This window comes from Litorimonas sp. WD9-15 (assembly GCF_050271975.1).
Taxonomy (GTDB): domain Bacteria; phylum Pseudomonadota; class Alphaproteobacteria; order Caulobacterales; family Maricaulaceae; genus Litorimonas.
Window position 1 is genome coordinate 1,277,240 of sequence record NZ_CP189850.1, and the last position, 20,671, is coordinate 1,297,910.

The window sequence follows — 20,671 nt, forward strand, 5'->3', positions numbered from 1 at the left end:
GAGTCGCGGTCCCTTTCGTAAGGGGCGCGGAACTATGCTTTGCCGTCACTCCGACGGCCCCACTATTCAGGCGCTAAAATGTCAAAACGTCCCGTTATCGTCCATTTCCACCTTTTCAAGAATGCAGGCACGTCTGTTGATACGATCCTACAACGTAATTTCGGCGAGCGTTGGATTGAAATTGAAGGGCCGAACAACCGAAAGCTTGATCCGGAGGACTTGATCAAATTCATTCGTGAAAACCCTCAATATGATGCGGTCAGTTCCCACACGGCTGTTGTAACCGTACCGGAATATGAAGATATTGAAATCATTCCAATTTTCTTCTTCCGTCATCCGATTGATCGCATCCGGTCAGCCTATGATTTTGAGCGGAAACAGGATGCGCAAACACCGGGTTCGATCAAGGCCAAGGAAGGCGATTTCAAATATTATATGGATTGGCGGGTGTCGACGCCTAACCCTTGGCAAGTGCAAGAATTTCACGCGTTCCGTCTTAAGGATTTCCATGACTTTACGCCAAATAAGCAAATGCAGCTCTTTGAACCACGGGCCCGTAAAGCATTAGAGGCATTTCCGGTTGTGGGCCTTGTTGAGACATTCGATGCGTCCATGTTGGAGTTTCAAGCTCTGATTCGTCCACATTTTCCTGACTTTGAAGCGGTCAGTGTGCATGAAAATGTGACGTCACGTGGTCGAACCGTCGAAGAAAATGTTGCCAAATTCGCAGAACGGATTGGCGAAGAGACCTTTGATGCACTCTTAGCACTCAATGCGATAGACATGGACCTCTACAAAGCCGTAAAGTCCGGTGGTATTTAAGTCTTCGCGGCCAGCCACATCCTAACAAAATAGGCGTTTTCCTTCGTGTCCAAAACAGACAAACCCGTCATACAACTTGTCGTCGGCGTCCATAGATCCGGGACGTCCGTCTGCACGCAGGTTCTCTCTGTTCTCGGGCTTGATCTCGGGCGGACCTTAATGCTGCCTGCCTTTGATAATCCACGTGGATTTTGGGAAAATTCAAAAATTGTTGCGGCCCATGATGCGCTCTTCGAAGCCTTAGGTGTTGATTGGACAACGGCGGCGGCGCTACCAGACGCGTGGCCGGACACCGAAGCCGCGGATCAGGCGATTGATAGTTTAGTTAATGTTCTTGCGACTGATTTCGATAACGGCTCAAACAAGCTTATCAAGGATCCTCGTCTTGCAGTTCTTCTTCCGATTTGGCCACGCGTTGCGGAAAAGTCAGGTCATGACCTGCATGTTATAGGTGCGCTGCGGCGGCCGTCCAAGGTCAAGGCCTCCATATCTAAGCGTAATGGGTTTTCAGAAGCAGCGGCAGACCTCGTCGTGCAATCTCAGTTAAGTACTTTAGGTGAAGTTCTGTCCGCGCATCAGCCCCCCGTTGTTCTGTTTGAACGGCTCACTTCCTTAACATCAGATAGTATCGTTGAGGCGATGACGCAGGCCCTTCCGCATCTGAAACTTCAGGCTACGCCGAGTATGATTGATATGATTGGCCGAATCGTCGGGCAAAGAGAGTCTGTATCTGGAAAAGATGATACATCTTATGACGCATTACTGGCTAAGACTGACAATGATTTATTTGCGCATTGGTCTGCGGCATCAACCTATCTCGAGTCCGTCACTTTTGATGTGAAAACACTCAAGGCCGGGAAGAGTCTGCTACCGAAATCCGCAAAAATGCTCACGGTTCCTGAACATCGTTTAGAAACTTTAAAGCAGGCGGAAGAGCAGAATGCTCAACTTTTGTCTGAAAGAAAACGTCTTCAGGCGGAATATGATGAAAAAGCTGAAGCGCTGGATGACTATGTCAAAAAAGCGAATGCGATAAAGGAAACATTTGCCGAAGAGAGAGAGAGATCCACGGCTCTAGACTCGGCTATACAAGCACGCGATTCCAAAATTCGTGAGCTGACGGCTGAGACGAACTCGATTGAGGCGCTCCGAAATACATTGGCGAATACCGAAGCGGATATTACCTCTTTACGCGAAACCATTGCGCAAAAAGATGCCGCGCGCTCCGAGGCGGAAAAGCAAATCGACCGCTTGAAAAGTGATATCGAATCCAGGGTTAAGGACTCCGAAGGCGCAAAAGCGCAAAGGGACGGGCTAAACTTGGAGATCCGAAAATTACGGGAAGCCGAAGAGTATTTAAAAGACAGAGAAGTGGAGCTTGTCAAAACGATCTCTGATGTAAAATCCAAATTATCACACGCGGATACACAAAAGTCTCAAATTGAGAAAGAAGTGAAGCGTCTTAACAGAAACCTCAAATCCGCTAAGACTCGTCATTCAAAGAAATTAGCGGTCATAGAAGCCGAGATTGAATTGAGACGTGATGAACTGGATTTCCTGAAAGACTCGATTTCGGACCTTAAGGGGAATTTGATTGAAACGCGTCAACGAGAGGCTGAGTATAAATCTGAACTAGAAAATAAGACGCAAGCCCTGGATGATGCGATTCACACAATTAACCGGATTGGCGGTGACTTATATGAAACAAAAGAAGCGCTTAAAAAGACCGAAAATAATTTAACCGAAATTACTCGCATCAAAGAGATGCAAGACACAACCATTGAGATGGAAAACCTTCGCTCAAAGATGGTTGAAGATGAGTTTTCTGCCAAAGTTTCGGTTCTGGAAAACCGGCTCGGATATTACGAGCGCGCGCCTTTGAGAGCGGGTCTAAAGAGCTTTTTATTCTCAACTTTGCGGATGATCCGTCGTGGTTTGCCCTTACCTGAGATGATAAAACTCGGCATGGCGCGAAAAGCTACGGGTTTGGCGCAACGCCTTCAACCGCCAGTCATGCAAGTTGAGGCCAATACGGCGTTGCCGACAACCGACAATACGATTAATTTTGCTTTCCCAGAGGTCGACAATCCGGTGATCTCTATTATTGTCCCCGTTTATAATGAGATCAGTCAGACGATTGCGTGTTTAAAGTCGATCTATCAACAGCGCGTGTCTTGTACCTATGAGGTTATTATTGCGGATGATGCCTCTCCGGATCCTTTCCATAAAATTCTTAAGGAAATTCCCGGTATTCGTTATGTGCGTCACCCGAAAAATTTACATTTTTTGTTGAACTGTAATCGCGCGGCGGAGCATGCGCGGGGCGAATACCTCATCTTTTTGAATAATGACACATTGGTCAAACCGGGCTGGATGGAAAATCTGCTCGCGACATTCCGCGAACATGGGAATGTGGGTATTGCGGGCTCAAAGCTTGTGTATCCAACGGGTGAGTTACAAGAAGCCGGTGGGATCATCTGGGAGGATGCCTCCGGTTGGAATTGGGGGAAGGGGCAGAATGCCGATCACCCGATTTATAATTTTGTCCGAGATGTCGATTATATTTCCGGCGCGTCCTTAATGATCCCGACTGTGCTTTGGAAAGAGATCGGTGGTTTCAACGAAGGCCTTGAAAAAGCTTATTATGAAGATGCAGATCTCTGCTTCAAAGTTCGCGAAATGGGTTACCGCGTCGTTTATCAACCGTCCTCCGTTGTTGTGCATATTGAGGGTTTGTCCTCCGGTACGGATTTGAATGCGGGCGCGAAACAATATCAACTCGTCAATCAGAAGATATTTAAAGAGCGCTGGGCTGAGCCGTTAAAACATCATCTGCCAAATGCGCAGACCCCGTTCTTGGCCTCGGACCGTGCCGTAAAAGGGCACATTCTTTATATTGATGCGGAAACGCCGGAGCCGGATAAGGATGCGGGTTCTGTTAATTCTGTCTATGCCATGCGAATTTTGGTGGAGCAGGGTTACCGCGTTCATTTTGTGCCGGGATCAAATTTTGCCTATTGGGGTAAAGCGACACAAGATCTGCAGGCGCTCGGTATCGAATGCGTCTACCACCCGTTCTACTCTAATCTCGATATGTTCATCGATGATCGCGGTGATATGTTTGACTACGCCATTGTGAGCCGTGCGGAGAGTGCTGACCTGTTCCTCGATAAAATTAAGGAACGTTTGCCCTCAGCCAAAACGATTTATAATACGGTCGACATGCACTTTCTTCGGATGCAACGTCGCGCCGAAACAACGGGCGATGCCGAGGTTGCCGCTGCAGCAGATGTCATGCGCGAGCGTGAACTCTCCTATATTGAAAAAGCGGATGCCACGATCATTCTCTCTTCTGTCGAGGAGGAGGTACTTCTTGACCTGGGTGTGCCAGCAGAAAAACTTTGGCTCGTTCCACTGATCCGTCCGCATTCCGAACGTCTGGTCGAATATGACACGACGGAAGATATGCTCTTTATCGGCGGGTATAAACATCCGCCTAATGTCGATGCTGTCGATTGGATGATGGAAAAGATTTGGCCGCATATTGAGACGGCATTGCCCGGTGTGAATTTGCGGATTTGTGGGTCCTCCATGCCTGAACGATTCCAAGCTTATGCATCCGATTCCGTCATTATTCAGGGCTTTGTTCCCGATCTTGACACTCTGTTATCGAAGACGCGTCTGACACTGGCGCCCCTGAGATTTGGGGCGGGCCTGAAGGGGAAAGTCGCATCGTCTATCGGTGTCGGTGTTCCCGTGGTCGGAACCTCCATCGCGTTTGAAGGTATGGCCGAGGAAGGTTTGGCTGAGGTCATTCTGAAAGAGGATGATCCGAAAGCTTTCGCTGAATTGGCTGTTAAAGCCTATATGGACCAAGAGATCTGGACGGGCATTTCCTATGCCGGTGTGGACTATCACAACGCAAATTACGCATATCAGAACATCGCCAAACATTATGCGGCGATGCTGGATTGGGCAAAAGAAGGGACTGCGGAAACCGCAGTAGCAGCAGAATGAAAACAGCAATTGTTACAGGGATCACCGGACAGGACGGGGCGTATTTAACCGAATATCTTCTGGGCTTGGGTTACAAAGTTATCGGCACATATCGTCGGACATCCAGCGTCGATTTCTGGCGCTTGGATTATGTCGGCGTGACAAACCATGAAAACCTCAAGCTTGTCGAATATGACCTGACAGACTTGTCCAGTTCTATCCGTCTTATGCAGGTTCACGAACCTGACGAGGTCTATAATCTTGCTGCGCAATCCTTTGTCGGTGTCTCCTTTGAACAGCCGATCACGACTGCGGAGATCACCGGTATCGGCCCGGTGAACCTATTGGAAGCGATTCGGATTGTGAATCCAAAAATCAAATTTTACCAAGCTTCCACATCCGAAATGTTTGGTGAGGTCCAGGCCATTCCGCAAAAGGAAGATACGCCTTTTTACCCGCGCAGCCCTTATGGCGTTGCAAAGCTTTATGCGCATTGGATGACAATTAATTACCGCGAAAGTTATGGTATTTTTGGAACGTCCGGAATTCTCTTTAATCACGAATCTCCACTTCGTGGACGTGAATTTGTGACGCGAAAAATTACGCATGGTGTGGCTGAAATCGCGACCGGTAGAAGCGAGGTTCTACGCCTCGGGAATATGGATGCGAAACGCGATTGGGGCTACGCTAAAGAATATGTACAAGGTATGCATGCCATGTTGCAGGCTGATAAACCTGACACCTATGTCCTCGCGACAAATCGCACGGAAACGGTTCGGTCTTTCGTGGATATGGCCTTTAAAGGCGCGGATATCGATATAGAATGGTCCGGGAAGGATGAGGACGAAATAGGACGCGATGCGAAAACGGGTGAAAAACGCATTGTCATTGCCCCCGAGTTCTATCGTCCAGCCGAAGTGGAACTTCTGATCGGGGATGCGTCCAAAGCGAAGGCCGATCTGGGTTGGGAGGCCAAAACAGACTTGGAAGAGCTTTGCCGGATTATGGTCGAAGCCGATCTGAAACGCCTCGGATAAATATGACCCGTTCAGGGAGTTTAGCGGGAGCAAAGGTCCTCGTCACAGGGGCTGAGGGCTTTACCGGGCAGCACCTTATTTCCGCTATTCGGGCTGCAGGTGGGGATGTGGCGGGACTCTCGCGCCACCCCATTATGTCCGCAGATTTTCCGGTTCACATTGCGGATATATGTGACGTCAGCGCGACGATTGCTGCTGTAAAAACTGCTGATCCAACGCATATTGTTCATTTAGCTGCGATCAGTGCGACACGTCGCGATGACGAAGAGGTTTACACGCGGGTCAATGTTGACGGTGCGGCGAATGTGTTAAACGCAGCACAGGATTATGCGCCGCGTTTAAAGCATATTACACTGGCGAGCAGTGCTGCTGTCTATGGCAATCCCGGTCCAGAACCAGTCTCCGAAAATCGCACCCCAATGCCTGCGAATGCATATGGGCAGTCAAAACTTGATATGGAAAATCTGGCGGCGGGGTCAGGTTTGCCGACACTCTGCCTCAGGCCGTTTAATTACACGGGACCTGAACAGCCCGATCATTTTATTGTGCCAAAACTTGTGAAAGCATTTTCGGGGCGGCAGCAGAGAATTGAGTTGTGGGAGACCGTCTCTATTCGGGAATTTTGGGATGTGCGCGATGCTGTTTCGTCTTACGTGGCCTTAATGGCACGCGAGGCGACGGGCGTTCTTAACCTCTGCTCAGGTCATGCCGCGAGCGTGGGAGATGTCTTGGAAACTCTGTCGAATATTACCGGACATCATCCAGAAATTATCACGACGGGCACGCCCGGGGCGCTCTTAAAACTCGTTGGGGACCCGAAGCAGCTGCGCGATGCGGGGGCTCCGAAACCTATCCATGATTTGGAAGCGACGCTCCGCTTTATGCTGGAGCGCCTATAATTATCTGGTATTAAGCTGAGACTGTTTCAACAAAACCAATCATATCGGATCCGCGCAGTGTGATTGAGAAGGCGCTAGATTGACTTGTTCGCTTTCCTTTCACTTCTGTGACAAAGATCGCGGCCGTGTCATCTCCGACCCGCGAGGAAATCTTTCCTAGTTTTACAGATGACTTTTTTGTTTCCGCATGACGGCGGATGGCCTCCCGAAAGGCTTCCGGGGCCGCCTCGCCCGTATAGACTTTTCCATCGCTCAAAGTTGCGGATCCAAAGACCTCTAAATGAGTGGCTAAATCCAAAACCTGCGTTGGGTCTTTAAACGCCAAAAAGTCGTTAAAAATCTCATATACATTAGACGTTGTCATCACAGTTTCTACTCTCGAAATTAAAGGTGTGGATTGAAGCCGACCTGGCCGTCTCATCATCTGCCCGATAAACCTTCATCATTCTCATGGCAAGAAATATGCCACCCCGTAGATAGGGGGCGTAAGTCAGGACGGTGGTATGGATGTTTCCAAATTGAACTTCTCATCGACAAAATATTAAGAGCGAAGTCGTGCGACGTTTTTGACTGACTTTCGCTTATGGCTGTCAATACAACGATGTTGCTAAATTACAACAAAACCATGAAATCGTTAATTGGTAGGACCAATATTAATTTATTGGTCAACATAAAGGTTGACACCGTTTTTTTCTTGGTTCTTTAAGTTGTTAATAAAAATCCATATTTCAGGGGAACAAAATGAAATATCAAAAAACCTTTCTAAAGGCTGCCTTGGCATCCGTGTCCGTCATGGCGATGGCGACATCCGTATCGGCGCAAGATGCCGAGTCCGATGACGTTGTTGTCGCGACGGGTATTCGTGCATCACTCCAAAATGCGCTGATTGAAAAGCGTGAGGCCGATAGTCTCGTTGAGGTAATTTTCGCTGAAGATATTGGTAAATTGCCAGATCAAAACCTTGCTGAGGTTCTGGAAAACATCACAGGTATCCAAATTACACGAACCGAAGGCGTTGGTACAGGCGTTCAAATTCGTGGTTCCGGTCAAAACCTTATTCAGTTCAACGGTGTAACAACTGTAGGGTCTGGAAATGGTCGCGTAGGTATCAATTTCACAGACGTCAATCCAGCGATTATTGCGGGTCTAGAAGTTATTAAAGCACCGGAAGCGCATCACATCGAGGGCGCAGTCGGCGGTACGATTAACCTGCGAACTATTCGTCCGTTGGACCTTACAGATATGCTCGCCTCTGTACGGATCCAAGGTGAAGATAGCAGCCTGACGGATGGAATTTTGCCTCGCGTGTCCGGCGCCATTGGTAACAAATGGGAGAACGCCAGGGGGCAAGAGGTTGGTTTTGTTGCAAGTGGTAGCTATACCAAGTCAGAGAATACGGCATTCCGCCCGCGTCTTGACCGCGATATCCTTAATGATTGTACGGTCGATGTTCCGTCACTACAGTGTCCTGCGGGCGTTGACCGATTTTTGGGTGTTCAGTTCTTGAATCAAGTTCAAAGAACACAGGAATTCGAAACGCTCAACTTGGCAGGTTCGTTAGAGTTTAAGCCAACACAGGATCTGAGATTGTTTGCCGACGTGGTCTATAATGACCAACAGCGTGATCTTTCAGGGTCTCGTGTTCAGGCGTCTAATGTCAGTCGTTTAAACGGTGCTGGTGATCGTGCTGTCGTCCCTGGGGGCAGTGTTGATTTCACGGCCTTTGACACTGTTGACATTGGATCTGTCCGAGGTGAAAATGGTAACCAAGATTTTGGTAGCATTGCCATTGTTACCCAGGGTACATTCACCCCGCTTCAGGCTGATGCTCAGGTGAATGATGGTCGGGGTGCTCCATTCTTCCGCGTTGCGTCTGATGGCGGTTCGCGCTTTACCGACACAACAACTGTCAGACTTGGTGGTGAGTGGGAAGCAACTGAAGCTTTAACGCTTAATGCTGAATTCGCACGATCCAGCTCATTCACTGAAAATCCAAACCTTGCGGTCAACCTCAACTTCATTAATCCGAACTCATTTATCGCGCCGAGCGGGGATGGATTTAGAGATGAGAATGGTACGCCGCTTATCTTCGACCTAGGTGATGGTTTCGGTTTCGACATCAATTTTGCAGATCCTTTCGCCCCATCAGAAGCGGATCTCTTGGATCCTAACAATTATGTCGTCGATGGTAACCCCACCTATAGTGCCGATGTTAGAGAAAACGTGGATCGGGCTTTTCGTTTTGATGCAAATTATGACTTTTCCGAAACAGGTTTCTCTGATTTCGTAAGTTCTGTAGACGTAGGGGTGCGTTTCGGAGAGCGTCAGAGTATCAGAGACGATCGGAACGCGCGTGTCAGCGGAAGCGGCAGACTCGAAGGTAGCTTGAATGCAGGTGGGATTTCTCAATTTCTTAATGAAATCCCTGATAATTTCGCTTCCGGAACTGGAAACAGCTTGGCCGTTGATGGTGTCTTGCAGGTAGATCCGAATTTAACTCGGAACTTGAGAGAGGCTACAGCTGCAATCAATGCCGCAGCAATACAACAAGGCCTAGACCCGCTCTTTGGCGGCGATTTGATTTCTGATGATGGTGCTTTCTTTGATATCACGGAAGATACACTTGCGATTTACGGTCAAGTGAATTTTGATATTTTTGATAAAGTTCGTGGTAATGTGGGTCTTCGTTATATAGACACGGATCTGGAATCGACTGCGAACCAGTTCACAGATGGCGTCGCGTCTTTGGTGACTGTTGATAATGGTTACGATCATTTCCTACCACGTGTGAACGTGGCTATTGATGTCACTGAGGACATTGTCCTTCGCGGCTCTTATACTGAAGACATCCGTCGTCCTGACTTCACCGATATTACAGCGGCCAGAACCTTCCCAGATTTTGGGGGCGTGAACGGTCTATCAGATGGTGGTAACCCATTCTTGGTGCCGGAAGAGGTTGAAAACCTTGATGCCTCTATTGATTGGTATTTTGCGCCTGAGGCTGTGTTGACAGTTGGCGTCTTCCGTAAAGAGCGTGCAGGTCTATTTGGTGAAGCCATTGATCAGCCAGATGAAACGGGTGGGCTTCGTGATGTCACTGCCCCTTGCGAAGGTGGCGGAATTTTCTCCCCAGGAACATCCTCAGGTATTTTCGGTCTGAATGATGAAATTGGGGTTTGTGTTGGTAACCGCACAACTTTCAACTCTGATAATTCAACGATCCAAGAGGGTGTTGAGGTCGCGATTCAATATAATCTTTCAGAGTGGGAAGATCAGCTTGGATTTGCCTCCGGTTTTGGTGTGCTGGCTAACTACACATATCAAGATGAGACAAATAATACCGGCTTTGTCCCTGTTTCAGGGAACCGAAACAATGTCATTTTCACGGCTCAAGGGGTTGCTAATCCCACACGTGAGCAGGCAACATTATTGAATCTCTCCAACCATGCCTACAACATCACGGGTTATTACGAAAAATACGGTATCTCTGCGAGATTGCGTTATACATGGCGTGATGCTTTTGCGACGGATGATTTACCGGGCACAGCTAACTCCTTTACACCATTTGGCTTCAGAGGCATTCAAGAATCTCGTGGTCAGTTGAACGGTAGCCTGAGTTATGAAGTGATTGATGGGCTGACGCTTCAAGTTGATGCGGTTAACTTGACCGAAGCAAGCTCTGATGTCTTCTGCCTGAGTGACGGTGGCCTGCTCTGTTACCAGGGTATTACGGATCGTCGTGTTGTGTTTGGTGCGAGCTACACATTCTAAGCGACGAAGCGTAAGTTAACATTGCAGGTTCTGCTTTGACGCCTCCCCTCGGGGAGGCGTTTTTTGTTTGCAAATTGGACTAGGCAATTATACTAACGGAAGAAAATTGGTATAGGGCGAGACATGGCTGAAAAACGATTATATCACACGGTCGCGAATAAAATTCTGGAACTGATCGACTCCGGCGTATTTCCGCCGGGAAGTCGATTGCCGGGGGAGCGTGATCTTGCGGAAAAATTTGGGGTGAGCCGTGTATCGGTGCGCGAGGCCGAAATTGCTCTACAGGCGCAAGGGCGTATTGAAATTAAGGTCGGATCCGGTGCCTATGTATTAGACGGCAGTCACTTGCCTCTCACGGGTTTACCGAAGGTTGGCCCATTTGAGTTAACGGAAGCTCGGGCCTTGTTTGAAGCTGAGGCCGCGGCTCTTGCGGCACCAATTATAACTGATGAAGCTATTGCGGAGTTAGAGAGATATATTGCGATTATGTCCGGAGAGATAAAGGCGAATATGTCGCCCGATGACGCGGATGAAGCCTTTCACAGCGCAATCGCGCGGGCGACAAATAATCACGCGATTATGTATGTGGTCGACAGTATGTGGGAAATGCGGACGGAAGCCGCGCAGCTTCAGAAAGTGTATCGTAAAGTTTGTGATAAGGATTCAAGTCACCGAGGTGATGAGCATCGTGCGATCCTTAATGCTCTGAAAAATAAAGATTCTTCTGCAGCGCGATTGGCGATGCGGGCGCACTTTACCCGCATGATCGAAGCGCTTTTAGAGGCTTCTGAGGAGGCGGCTTATCAAGAGGTCAAGCGAAAGGCATCTGAAAGCCGGTCTCGCTTCCTTCTGACCAAACAGCTCTCATAGAGCTATACCAATATCATGAATTGGTTGGCATTATTGGTTGACATATTTGGAAGGATTGACGACACCTCATCCCAATAACAATGCGAACAGATTGAGAAAGTCCAAAATCTTCTCACTGTTTAAAGGGGAGTATGGGGTAAGTGGGTCAATCTAAAACAATATTGCACTTATCTGTCGCAGCATCGGCTTTTTTATTGCTCGCCTGCTCGGCGGAAACTGATGGTCGACTTATCACTGACCAGGCGCAATATCGCGCTGCGGTCCAGAATGCCCAGCCTGGTGACACTCTGACGTTGGCTAATGGTGAGTGGGTGGATTTTGAGATCCTGTTCACAGGGCGTGGTGAGGCGGATAACCCTATCAAGCTAACGGCAGAGACGCCGGGTCAGGTTGTCTTGACCGGTCAATCCAATTTGAGGCTTGCGGGTGAGCATTTAGAGGTTTCTGGTCTTGTCTTTAAAGACGGATATACCCCGACTAGCGAAGTCATTTCCTTCCGTCGAAATAAAGATGATCTGGCCAATAACTCTCGCGTCAGTGAGGTAGTCATTGACAATTATAACAATCCTGAGCGCTATGAAGTTGACTCATGGGTTATGATGTATGGGAAAAATAACCGCTTTGATCATAATCACCTGATTGGAAAGCGAAATAAGGGTGTAACTATGGCTGTCCGTCTCAATACTGAGGCGAGCCAAGAAAACCGTCATCGCATAGATCATAATTATTTTGGGCCTCGTCCAATCTTGGGGTCAAATGGCGGGGAAACATTGCGGATTGGGACCAGTCATTTCTCCCGCACGGATAGTTATACCGTTGTTGAGAATAACTATTTTGATCGCGCCGATGGTGAGCTTGAAATTATTTCCAATAAGTCTGGGCAAAACGCTTTTAAAAACAACACATTTTTTGAATCCCGTGGAACGCTGACAATGCGTCATGGCAATAATAATCTTGTCGAAAATAACGTGTTTTTTGGAAATGATGCCGACCATACGGGCGGTATTCGTGTGATTAATGCGGGTCAGACAATCCGGAATAATTATATGGAAGGCTTGAAAGGCACGCGTTTTGGCGGTGCTTTGGTCGTGATGAACGGTGTGCCCAATGGTCCGATAAATCGATATGACCCGGTTATTGACGCAGAAATCATCAATAATAGTCTGATAAATAGTGACAACATCCAGCTCGGAGCGGGCAGTGATGAAGAGCGTAGCGGCGTGCCCGAAAACAGCACATTCGAAGGCAATCTGATCTACAATGATGATGGCCGCGATGTCTTTACCGTCTATGATGATATGTCGGGCATTGCCTTTAAGGACAATGTTCTGGGCCCGCAGGATTTACCCGATTTTACGGATGGATTCCGGCGACAGGAAATGGCGTTAGGGCGGCTCGAGAACGGCCTGATGTATCCACAAACTGGCGTGGAGGCGGGTATATCGAGAGATGTGACTGTGACGACGCCCTCTATGGTTGGGCCTGCTTGGTATCCGAAGGTGGATCCAAATATTGCCTTTGGTTCAGGGGAAACGCATCAGGTTCAGCCGGAAGAGGGGGCGATTTTTAATGCCCTAAAGAAGGCCGCACCCGGAGATATTCTTGAGCTTTCCGAAGGTGACTATACCGTCAGTAAACTATTGAAAATTGATGTGCCGCTGACCATTCAGGGGCGGGGTGATGTTAAACTGTCCTTTGGCCGTTCTGCGCTCTTCCAGATTGAAGATGGCGGTAGTCTTCAGGTCATTGGCTTAGGTGTTTCCGGCAAGGATAGTCCCGATAATGCCGGCAATTCGGTTATCAGAACCAGCCCTTATTCGATGTTGAAGAATTATCGGCTGGAAATTATTGATACAGAAATCACAGACCTTGACGTCAATCATTCCTTCAATGTTGTCTCTGTTGCAAAAGGCACATTTGCAGACGATATTCTAATCCGGAATTCAAAATTTAAGAATGTCTCAGGTCAGGTTTTAAAGTTGAATCGCGAAGATGACGATTACGGTATTTATAATGCTGAATATGTCACGATTGAAAATTCAGAATTTGAAAATATCGGTCAGGAGCTCGTAAGTTTTTATCGGGGTGGAACTGATGAAAGCACATTTGGACCTCATTTTGAGCTGCATAACTCGACGCTTTCAAATATCGGGTCGGATAAACGCAATAAATCAAAGGCGTCGCTTTTGCTGCACGGCGTTCAGGTCACAAATATCACTGGGAACAGCTTTTCAGACAGCAAGCCTTTTGTGATAAACCACACAGTTGGTGAGCCAAAAACAAAAATTACAGAGAACAATTTCACGGATGTTAAGCCGCCGCAAGTTCGTGAGCTTAACAGCATATTGGAAAATACGGCCTTTATTGAAGACAATACGGGGCTAAATCCATGAGTCAAACATTACGGTATGGCGTCGCTCTCATCGCATTGTCTACTCTGCTTGTAGGGTGCCATCCAGGAGACATGTCTCAACCTTCGGGTCAAAAACAAGTTTTGCAAAATTCCACTTTTCAGGGTCTCACTTTTGAAGCCACTTTAGATGCGGCTAAGGAGAAGCTCTCTTCACAAATGTCGGAACCTATTATTGTTCCCGTCCCGAAGGATCCGGGTGGTGGTTACACGCATGAAAAGCACAAGGCGAACGCTACCGTAATATATGAGGCTGGCCAAATCTATGCGTTGACAGGTGAAGAAAAATTCGCGGATTTTGCCGGCCAGCTTCTTCTCGCCTATGCGGATGTCTATTCGGATTGGGACTTGCACCCTGCCCAGAAAGAGCAATCTCCGGGACGTATGTTTTGGCAGAATTTAAATGAGAGCATGTTTCTCTTAAATGTGTCTCAAAGTTACGGTGCGATCAAAGAAACATTGACGGCGGATCAGCGGACTAAAATTGAAACGGATCTCCTCCGGAACATGGCGGATTTCCTCTCAGAGGGTTCACCGGAAACATTTAACAAGGTCCATAATCACGGGACATGGGCGACGGCAGCTGTTGGGTTGACGGGTTATGCGATTGATGAGCCTGAATATGTTGAGCAGGCTTTACTCGGTTTAGATAAGTCAGGCGAAGCGGGTTTTCTCAAGCAGATGGATAAGCTCTTTTCTCCTGATGGATATTATAATGAAGGGCCTTATTATCAGCGCTTCGCGCTCATGCCGTTCGTTATTTTTGCTCAGGAAGTTGAGAGAAATAATCCAGAGCGCAAGATTTTTGAAAAACGGGACGGGATTCTGAAAAAAGCGATTTATGCAACGATTCAACAAAATTACGGCGGGCTGTTCTTTCCAATCAATGACGCAATAAAAGATAAAGGTATCGCAACTCGGGAGCTCGTGCATGGTGTGGCCATTGCCTATGACCTGACGGGCGATAAGGGTCTCCTCTCCATTGCTCAGGAACAGGGCCGCTTTATGTTAACGGCTGAAAGTCGCAGAGTTTCGCAGGATATTGTTGCCGGAAAAACGGAAGCCTTTGATTACAAATCCATGCGTTTGGGGGACGGGGAAAACGGGACCGAAGGGGCGCTTGATATTATTCGCGCCTCAAATGACCCGGATGATTTGGTTGTCGTCGCAAAGAATACGTCACAAGGACTGGGCCACGGTCATTTCGATAAAATGGGACTCCTGGTTTATGATCAAGGGTATGAGGTTTTACGTGACTATGGCGCGGCTCGTTTTCTGAATATCGAAGCAAAATATGGCGGGCACTACCTGCCTGAAAATAACGCTTACGCCAAACAATCGGTCGCGCATAATACGCTCGTTATCGATGAGGTCAGTCACTTTGACGGTGATGTCGATATCGGCAACCAGAATGCGCCATCATTGGGCGCTTTTGTCGATGAGCCAAATTTAAAAGTTACATCGGCCCAAATAGAAACGGCCTATGATAATGTGACATTCGCACGAACGGTGGCTTTGGTTGAAGACAAGGCTTTTAATCGGCCCGTCATTATTGATTTGGTCGAAGCGGATGCGCAAGGGATCCATCAATATGATCTGCCTTTCCATTATAACGGGCAGCTCGTCGATACGAATTTTAATGTCGCGGCTTACACGGACTCCCGTGCGCCTTTGGGGACTGAAAATGGATATCAATATTTATGGAAGGTGGCGGCCAGCGAAGCTGTAAACGGTTTGTCTCAAATTACATTCCTACTCGATAAGACTTTTTACACTGTCACATCGTCCGTACCGGATAACACGGAAATCATTTTCGCTGAAACGGGTGCGACTGACCCAAACTTTAACCTTCGCCGAGAACCCGCATTTATTTTGCGCAGCCAAAAACCGGGCGGGGTGTCCTATGCTTCGGTGATCGAACCTCACGGAGAATATAACGCAACATCAGAATACACTCTGGAAAGCCATAGCCGCGTCAATACTGTCACACGTTTTGAGGCTGGTTCAGATCAAGTCATTCTGATTGAAACAAAATCAGGACAAACCGTGGCTTTCGGGCTTTCAGATGACACAAATGAGACGGAGTCGCATGAGGTTGTTGTTAACGGTCAGGCGCTGACCTGGATGGGACAATATCATATTTTTCATTCGGACTTACATCTTGAAGGTGTCCAATAAATGCGGCCCCTTAAGCAAGAAATTATTGATCACAGCTTTTCTGGAATATGTGGTGCATTCGATAAACATAACAGACTTACTCATTTGATTGGGCGCGCATTCACAAGCGTCTTTCCGAAGAGTTACAAAAGGGGGGATATGTCGTGAAGGGACATTTAAGATGGGTTGTTGTTGGCCTGGTCGCGCTCGCGACAGTGATCAACTATATCGATAGGCAAACAATTACTGTGCTCTGGCCGCAACATATGGCGCCGGACCTCTTTCCTGATATGGATGCCGATGGTCACAAAGCTATTTTGGGACTTGTTTCAGCTGTCTTCATCTTGTCCTATGCGGCGGGCCAAGCCATTTTCGGTAAAATATTCGATTGGCTTGGGACGCGGGTCGGTTTTGTGTTGTCGATTGGCTTTTGGTCAATTGCGACGGCATTACATGCATTTGCGCAAGGCGTTCTGAGCTTGAGCATTTTCCGGGTTTTACTGGGTGTGTCTGAGGCCGGGAACTGGCCGGGCGCGGCGAAAGCCAATGCGGAATGGTTCCCAACGAAAGAGCGCGCGCTTGCCCAAGGTATATTTAATTCCGGCGCCGCCATCGGGGGAATTATTTCAATCCCGCTCCTCGCTTATTTGGCAATCTATCTCGATTGGAAGGTCATATTCCTGATTGTTGCCGGCTTGGGTGGTATTTGGCTTATTCCTTGGCTTGTCATTGTGAAGGCTCCGCCGAAATACCATTCATGGATCACGGAAGAAGAACGTGAGTATATCTTAAGTGGTCAAATCAATGAAGATTTGAACGAGGACGGTAATCCCGATGGTGGTTATAATCCGTCAACAGGCGAGCTTCTGTCCCGCAAACAGAGCTGGGGCGTTATCACCGCCTCCGCCGCGATTGATCCAATTTGGTGGTTATTCATTGTCTGGATTCCAACCTATCTCTTTGAAGTGCACGGCTTTAATATTAAGGACCTCGCTGTATCCGGTTGGTTGCCCTATGTCGGTGCCATGTTTGGCGCATGGTTTGGGGGGCTTTTAGCGCAATATCTGCTCGGTAAGGGGTGGACAGTAAATAAGACGCGTAAACTTACAATTACGTTGGGTTGCTTGATCATGCTGCCATCTCTCTTGGCCATGTCTGTTGCTGTGACGCCCGGCATTGCCATTACGTTGATGTTTATCATTCTGTTCGGATTTCAAACGGCAATCGGAAATGTTCAAACCTTGCCGGCTGACTTTTACGGCGGGAAGACGGTCGGAACCTTGTCAGGTTTTGCGGGGATGGCCGCGAAATTGACGGCTTTTGCGTTGACTTTATTCGTGCCTGTTTTAACGGCAGGTGCTAATTACACACCCGTATTCATTCTTGGCGCTGTTTTAGCCCTCGCTGCTATCGCAAGTGTCTGGTTTTTATGTGGTCACATCCAACCTCTCAAGCCACGGCAAGAAAACTCTGCCGTAAATATCAATTAAGTAACGAAAATCATGATGGAGTTTATCAATGTCTAAGCCAGTTATAGGGTTCATAGGTCTCGGACTTATGGGTGGGAATATGGTTGAAAACCTTCAGAAAAGAGGGTTTGAAGTCATCGTCATGGATCTGAACAAGGATGCTGTGAAAACAGTTTTGGATCGAGGAAATGCCAGCGAAGCCAGCTCACCCAAAGAGTTAGCGGAAAAATCTGACATTATTCAATTTTGTTTGACGACTTCCGCCGTTGTGGAAAAGATTGTTTACGGTGAAAACGGTATTCTCGAAGGGGTCAAAGAAGGCTCAGTGCTTATCGACTTTGGGACATCCATCCCGGCTTCGACAAAAAAGATTGGTGCCGATCTGGCGAAAAAAGGTGTTGGTATGATTGATGCGCCGCTGGGACGGACGCCTGCACATGCCAAAGATGGACTGCTCAATATTATGGCAGCTGGCGACAAAGCCACATTCGATAAATATGAGCCCATGCTGAAAGAGCAGGGTGAGAATGTTTTCTATCTCGGTGATTTAGGGGCGGGTCACACGACGAAATTGATCAATAACTTCATGGGTATGACAACGGTGACAGCGATGTCGCAAGCCTTTGCGGCTGCAGAACTAGCAGGTGTTGATCGTCAACAACTTTATGACATCATGTCATCCGGTCCGTCCAATTCGCCCTTTATGAAATTCTGTAAAAACTACGCTGTTGACGGTGTTAGTGACCTCGGTTTTTCCATCAATAATGCGAACAAAGATCTCGGTTATTTTGTTCAGATGATGAAAGATTTAGGATCGAAGTCCTTGGTTGCAGAAAGCACGTCAACGAGCCTGCAAGCCGCCGTTGATGCAGGGATGGGGAATGGAAACGTCCCAGAAATTTTCGATTATTTCGTAAAGCTCAAATCCTAGGAAAGTTGGAAGGGTGATGTAAAAAACTGCGTAAATGTAGTTTGATAAATTTTTACATTTAACTTTTTTACGTTTATCCCCTCAACCTATCTCACGGGCAAAAGCCTGAACATAAATTATAGACTGAACGTCTTTGTAGGTATCACTATGTCAGATAAACTTATCGCCGCTCTGGAAAGTAAGCGCGTTGTCCCCTTGGTTCAATCAGATGACCCGAGAACGGCCTTGAAAATTTCAGAAGCCCTGCTGAAAGGCGGCTTGGATGTTTTAGAAGTCGTGCTGCGCACGGATGCGGCACTAGATTGCCTTGAGGCAATTGCGAAGGAATTTCCTAATGCACATGTCGGGGCGGGAACCGTTTTAAGCGCTAGCCAATCGGAAGAAGTTATTCGACGAGGCGCGAGTTTTATTGTTTCGCCCGGGCTTGACCCTGCGTCTGTTGAGGTCGCTAACGCTGCGGATATTCCCATCCTGCCAGGTATATCGACAGCAACAGAACTGCAGCAGGCTTGGAATTTAGGCCTTCGAACCGTCAAACTCTTTCCTGCGTCATTGGTAGGCGGACCTAAGATGCTGAAGGCTCTCTCTTCCGTCTTTCGTGACGTCAGATTTATGCCGACGGGCGGTGTAAGCCTGACTAATTTACACGAATATCTCGCAGTCCCTGCCGTTTTGGCTTGTGGCGGTTCTTGGCTGACACCTGCGGACGCCATTGCAAAGGGGGACTTTGATGTTCTCACCGAACTGGCAAAATCCGCCATCGCTATCGCGCAGAAAAATTAGATTCACTATAAATAGAGACACTCATGACTAAATTTCTTTCCTTCGGCGAGATCATGTTGAGACTTCGCACGCCCGGCTATGAACGGTTTTTTCAAAGCCCACAATTTGAGGCCACTTTCGGTGGTGGTGAGGCCAATGTGGCCGTGTCGCTCTCGAATTACGGTTTTGATGCTGCTTTCGTTTCTGCTCTGCCCGATAATGATATCGGTCAAAGCGCGGTCAATTCCCTTCGCGGTTTAGGCGTGGATACATCGCTCATCCAAAGACAGGGTGAGCGGGTCGGTATCTATTTTCTTGAAACAGGCGCTAACCAACGTCCGTCTAAAGTCATCTATGATCGTGCCAATTCTTCGATCAGCCAATGTAAGCCTGGCGATTTTGACTGGCCGACGATTTTTAAAGGCGCAAAGTGGCTGCATATTACAGGTATCACACCGGCTCTTTCGCAAGATTGCGCTGACCTTTCTCTGGAATGTGTGAAAGAAGCACAGAAGGCGGGCGTGACGACGTCTTGCGATTTCAATTTCCGCGGTAAACTCTGGAAATATGGAAAAACAGCTCCCGAAGTTATGCAGGATTTGGTGAAATATATTGATGTCGGGATTGCGAATGAAGAGGATTGCCAAAAATCGCTCGACATTTCCGTTGACGTTGATGTGGAAGCCGGACATTTGGACACAAGCAAATATGAAGCACTCTCGCAGAAAGTGCTCGATATTTATCCGGGTATGTCGACGATTGCTATTACACTGCGCGAGAGCATTAATGCTAACATTAACGGGTGGTCCGCCTGTATGCGCGATCGTGAAAACGGCTTTTTATTATCAAAGAAATATGAGCTTACTGACATCGTAGACCGTGTCGGCGGGGGCGATAGTTTCGCGTCAGCCTTTATTGCTGGCATGAACCTTTATGAAGACCGTCAGCAGTCTTTAGAATTTGCCGTCGCTGGCTCCGCTTTGAAGCATTCCATTCTGGGCGATTACAATCGCGTGTCCCGTAGCGAAGTTGAAAATCTGATGGGCGGAGATGGCTCAGGTCGCGTACAACGCTAAGTCTGTTAAAATACTCAGGCCTTACGATTCGCGTGAGGTCATTTTAAATGTATCCGGGCTGCACCATAAGGTGTGGCTCGAGAGTTTTTTTCTTTCAATGAGCTGCAGCTAAGGGTGTGTCTAAATATCCAAATGCCTCGAATAGCCCGCGCCAAACTAATCGTGAAGATATTTTCAGAGATTTCCGAAGACGTAACAGCTGTTTTATCTAATTAGAGATAGTGTATCACAACAGCCCCAGAGCAATCCTTGCTTAAAATCGCTTCAAAATACGTGACTGCAAACACACCCAAGTCTCAGTGGCTTTGTTACCACAATGACTATTTTCAATCGATGCGCTAATCTGCAACTATGAAAACCTCAATTTACACCTGACATCGCTTCCAAACAGACATCATCAAACGAGCCTTTGGATATATTTTCGCTTAAACTTGAATTTGCAAATTCCGACGACGCCTAATCTCAAGGAAT

13 protein-coding genes are annotated in these 20,671 nt (G+C 47.7%); 12 read left to right on the plus strand and 1 reads right to left on the minus strand.

The window, feature by feature from the left end; all coding sequences use genetic code 11:
• Positions 1-78 precede the first annotated feature (78 nt).
• From ACP9M6_RS05920 to ACP9M6_RS05935, 4 genes are read left to right on the plus strand one after another with little or no spacing between them, the layout of a single operon-like run.
• Positions 79-822, plus strand: a complete 744-nt coding sequence (locus ACP9M6_RS05920) for a sulfotransferase family 2 domain-containing protein (protein WP_427454391.1) — start codon at positions 79-81, stop codon at positions 820-822.
• Positions 823-867: 45 nt separating this feature from the next.
• Complete coding sequence (locus ACP9M6_RS05925) at positions 868-4,839, plus strand: glycosyltransferase (RefSeq protein ID WP_427454393.1); 3,972 nt, start codon at positions 868-870, stop codon at positions 4,837-4,839.
• The gene (gmd, locus tag ACP9M6_RS05930) at positions 4,836-5,855 is read left to right on the plus strand and encodes a GDP-mannose 4,6-dehydratase (protein ID WP_427454395.1); all 1,020 of its coding nucleotides are present in this window, start codon (positions 4,836-4,838) and stop codon (positions 5,853-5,855) included. The genes ACP9M6_RS05925 and gmd overlap by 4 nt, the downstream gene beginning before the upstream one ends.
• Before the next feature lie 2 nt (positions 5,856-5,857).
• Positions 5,858-6,754: an NAD-dependent epimerase/dehydratase family protein gene (locus tag ACP9M6_RS05935; protein WP_427454397.1), complete on the plus strand. Its 897-nt coding sequence runs from the start codon at positions 5,858-5,860 to the stop codon at positions 6,752-6,754.
• A 10-nt stretch (positions 6,755-6,764) separates the two neighbouring features.
• On the opposite strand, the gene ACP9M6_RS05940 is transcribed toward ACP9M6_RS05935, so the two are convergent.
• Positions 6,765-7,121, minus strand: coding sequence for a hypothetical protein (locus ACP9M6_RS05940; RefSeq protein WP_427454399.1), 357 nt, complete (start codon positions 7,119-7,121; stop codon positions 6,765-6,767).
• Positions 7,122-7,495: 374 nt separating this feature from the next.
• On the opposite strand from ACP9M6_RS05940, the gene ACP9M6_RS05945 reads away from it, so the two are divergent.
• From ACP9M6_RS05945 to ACP9M6_RS05980, 8 genes are all read left to right on the plus strand, one after another.
• A complete protein-coding gene (locus ACP9M6_RS05945) occupies positions 7,496-10,525 on the plus strand; it encodes a TonB-dependent receptor (protein WP_427454401.1) in 3,030 nt (1,009 codons plus the stop codon).
• Between the two features lie 123 nt (positions 10,526-10,648).
• On the plus strand, positions 10,649-11,395 hold the full coding sequence (locus ACP9M6_RS05950) for a FadR/GntR family transcriptional regulator (RefSeq protein ID WP_427454403.1): 747 nt from the start codon (positions 10,649-10,651) through the stop codon (positions 11,393-11,395).
• A gap of 140 nt (positions 11,396-11,535) precedes the next feature.
• Entirely contained in the window at positions 11,536-13,788 is a 2,253-nt protein-coding gene (locus ACP9M6_RS05955) for a polysaccharide lyase 6 family protein (protein WP_427454405.1), read from the plus strand.
• Between the two features lie 176 nt (positions 13,789-13,964).
• Positions 13,965-15,983, plus strand: coding sequence for a heparinase II/III domain-containing protein (locus ACP9M6_RS05960; RefSeq protein ID WP_427454407.1), 2,019 nt, complete (start codon positions 13,965-13,967; stop codon positions 15,981-15,983).
• A 143-nt stretch (positions 15,984-16,126) separates the two neighbouring features.
• Entirely contained in the window at positions 16,127-17,452 is a 1,326-nt protein-coding gene (locus ACP9M6_RS05965) for an MFS transporter (protein WP_427454409.1), read from the plus strand.
• Positions 17,453-17,480: 28 nt separating this feature from the next.
• Complete coding sequence (locus ACP9M6_RS05970; RefSeq protein WP_427454410.1) at positions 17,481-18,362, plus strand: NAD(P)-dependent oxidoreductase; 882 nt, start codon at positions 17,481-17,483, stop codon at positions 18,360-18,362.
• 147 nt (positions 18,363-18,509) lie between these two features.
• On the plus strand, positions 18,510-19,145 hold the full coding sequence (locus ACP9M6_RS05975; RefSeq protein ID WP_427454412.1) for a bifunctional 4-hydroxy-2-oxoglutarate aldolase/2-dehydro-3-deoxy-phosphogluconate aldolase: 636 nt from the start codon (positions 18,510-18,512) through the stop codon (positions 19,143-19,145).
• A 23-nt stretch (positions 19,146-19,168) separates the two neighbouring features.
• Positions 19,169-20,200, plus strand: a complete 1,032-nt coding sequence (locus ACP9M6_RS05980) for a PfkB family carbohydrate kinase (RefSeq protein ID WP_427454414.1) — start codon at positions 19,169-19,171, stop codon at positions 20,198-20,200.
• Positions 20,201-20,671: the final 471 nt, after the last annotated feature.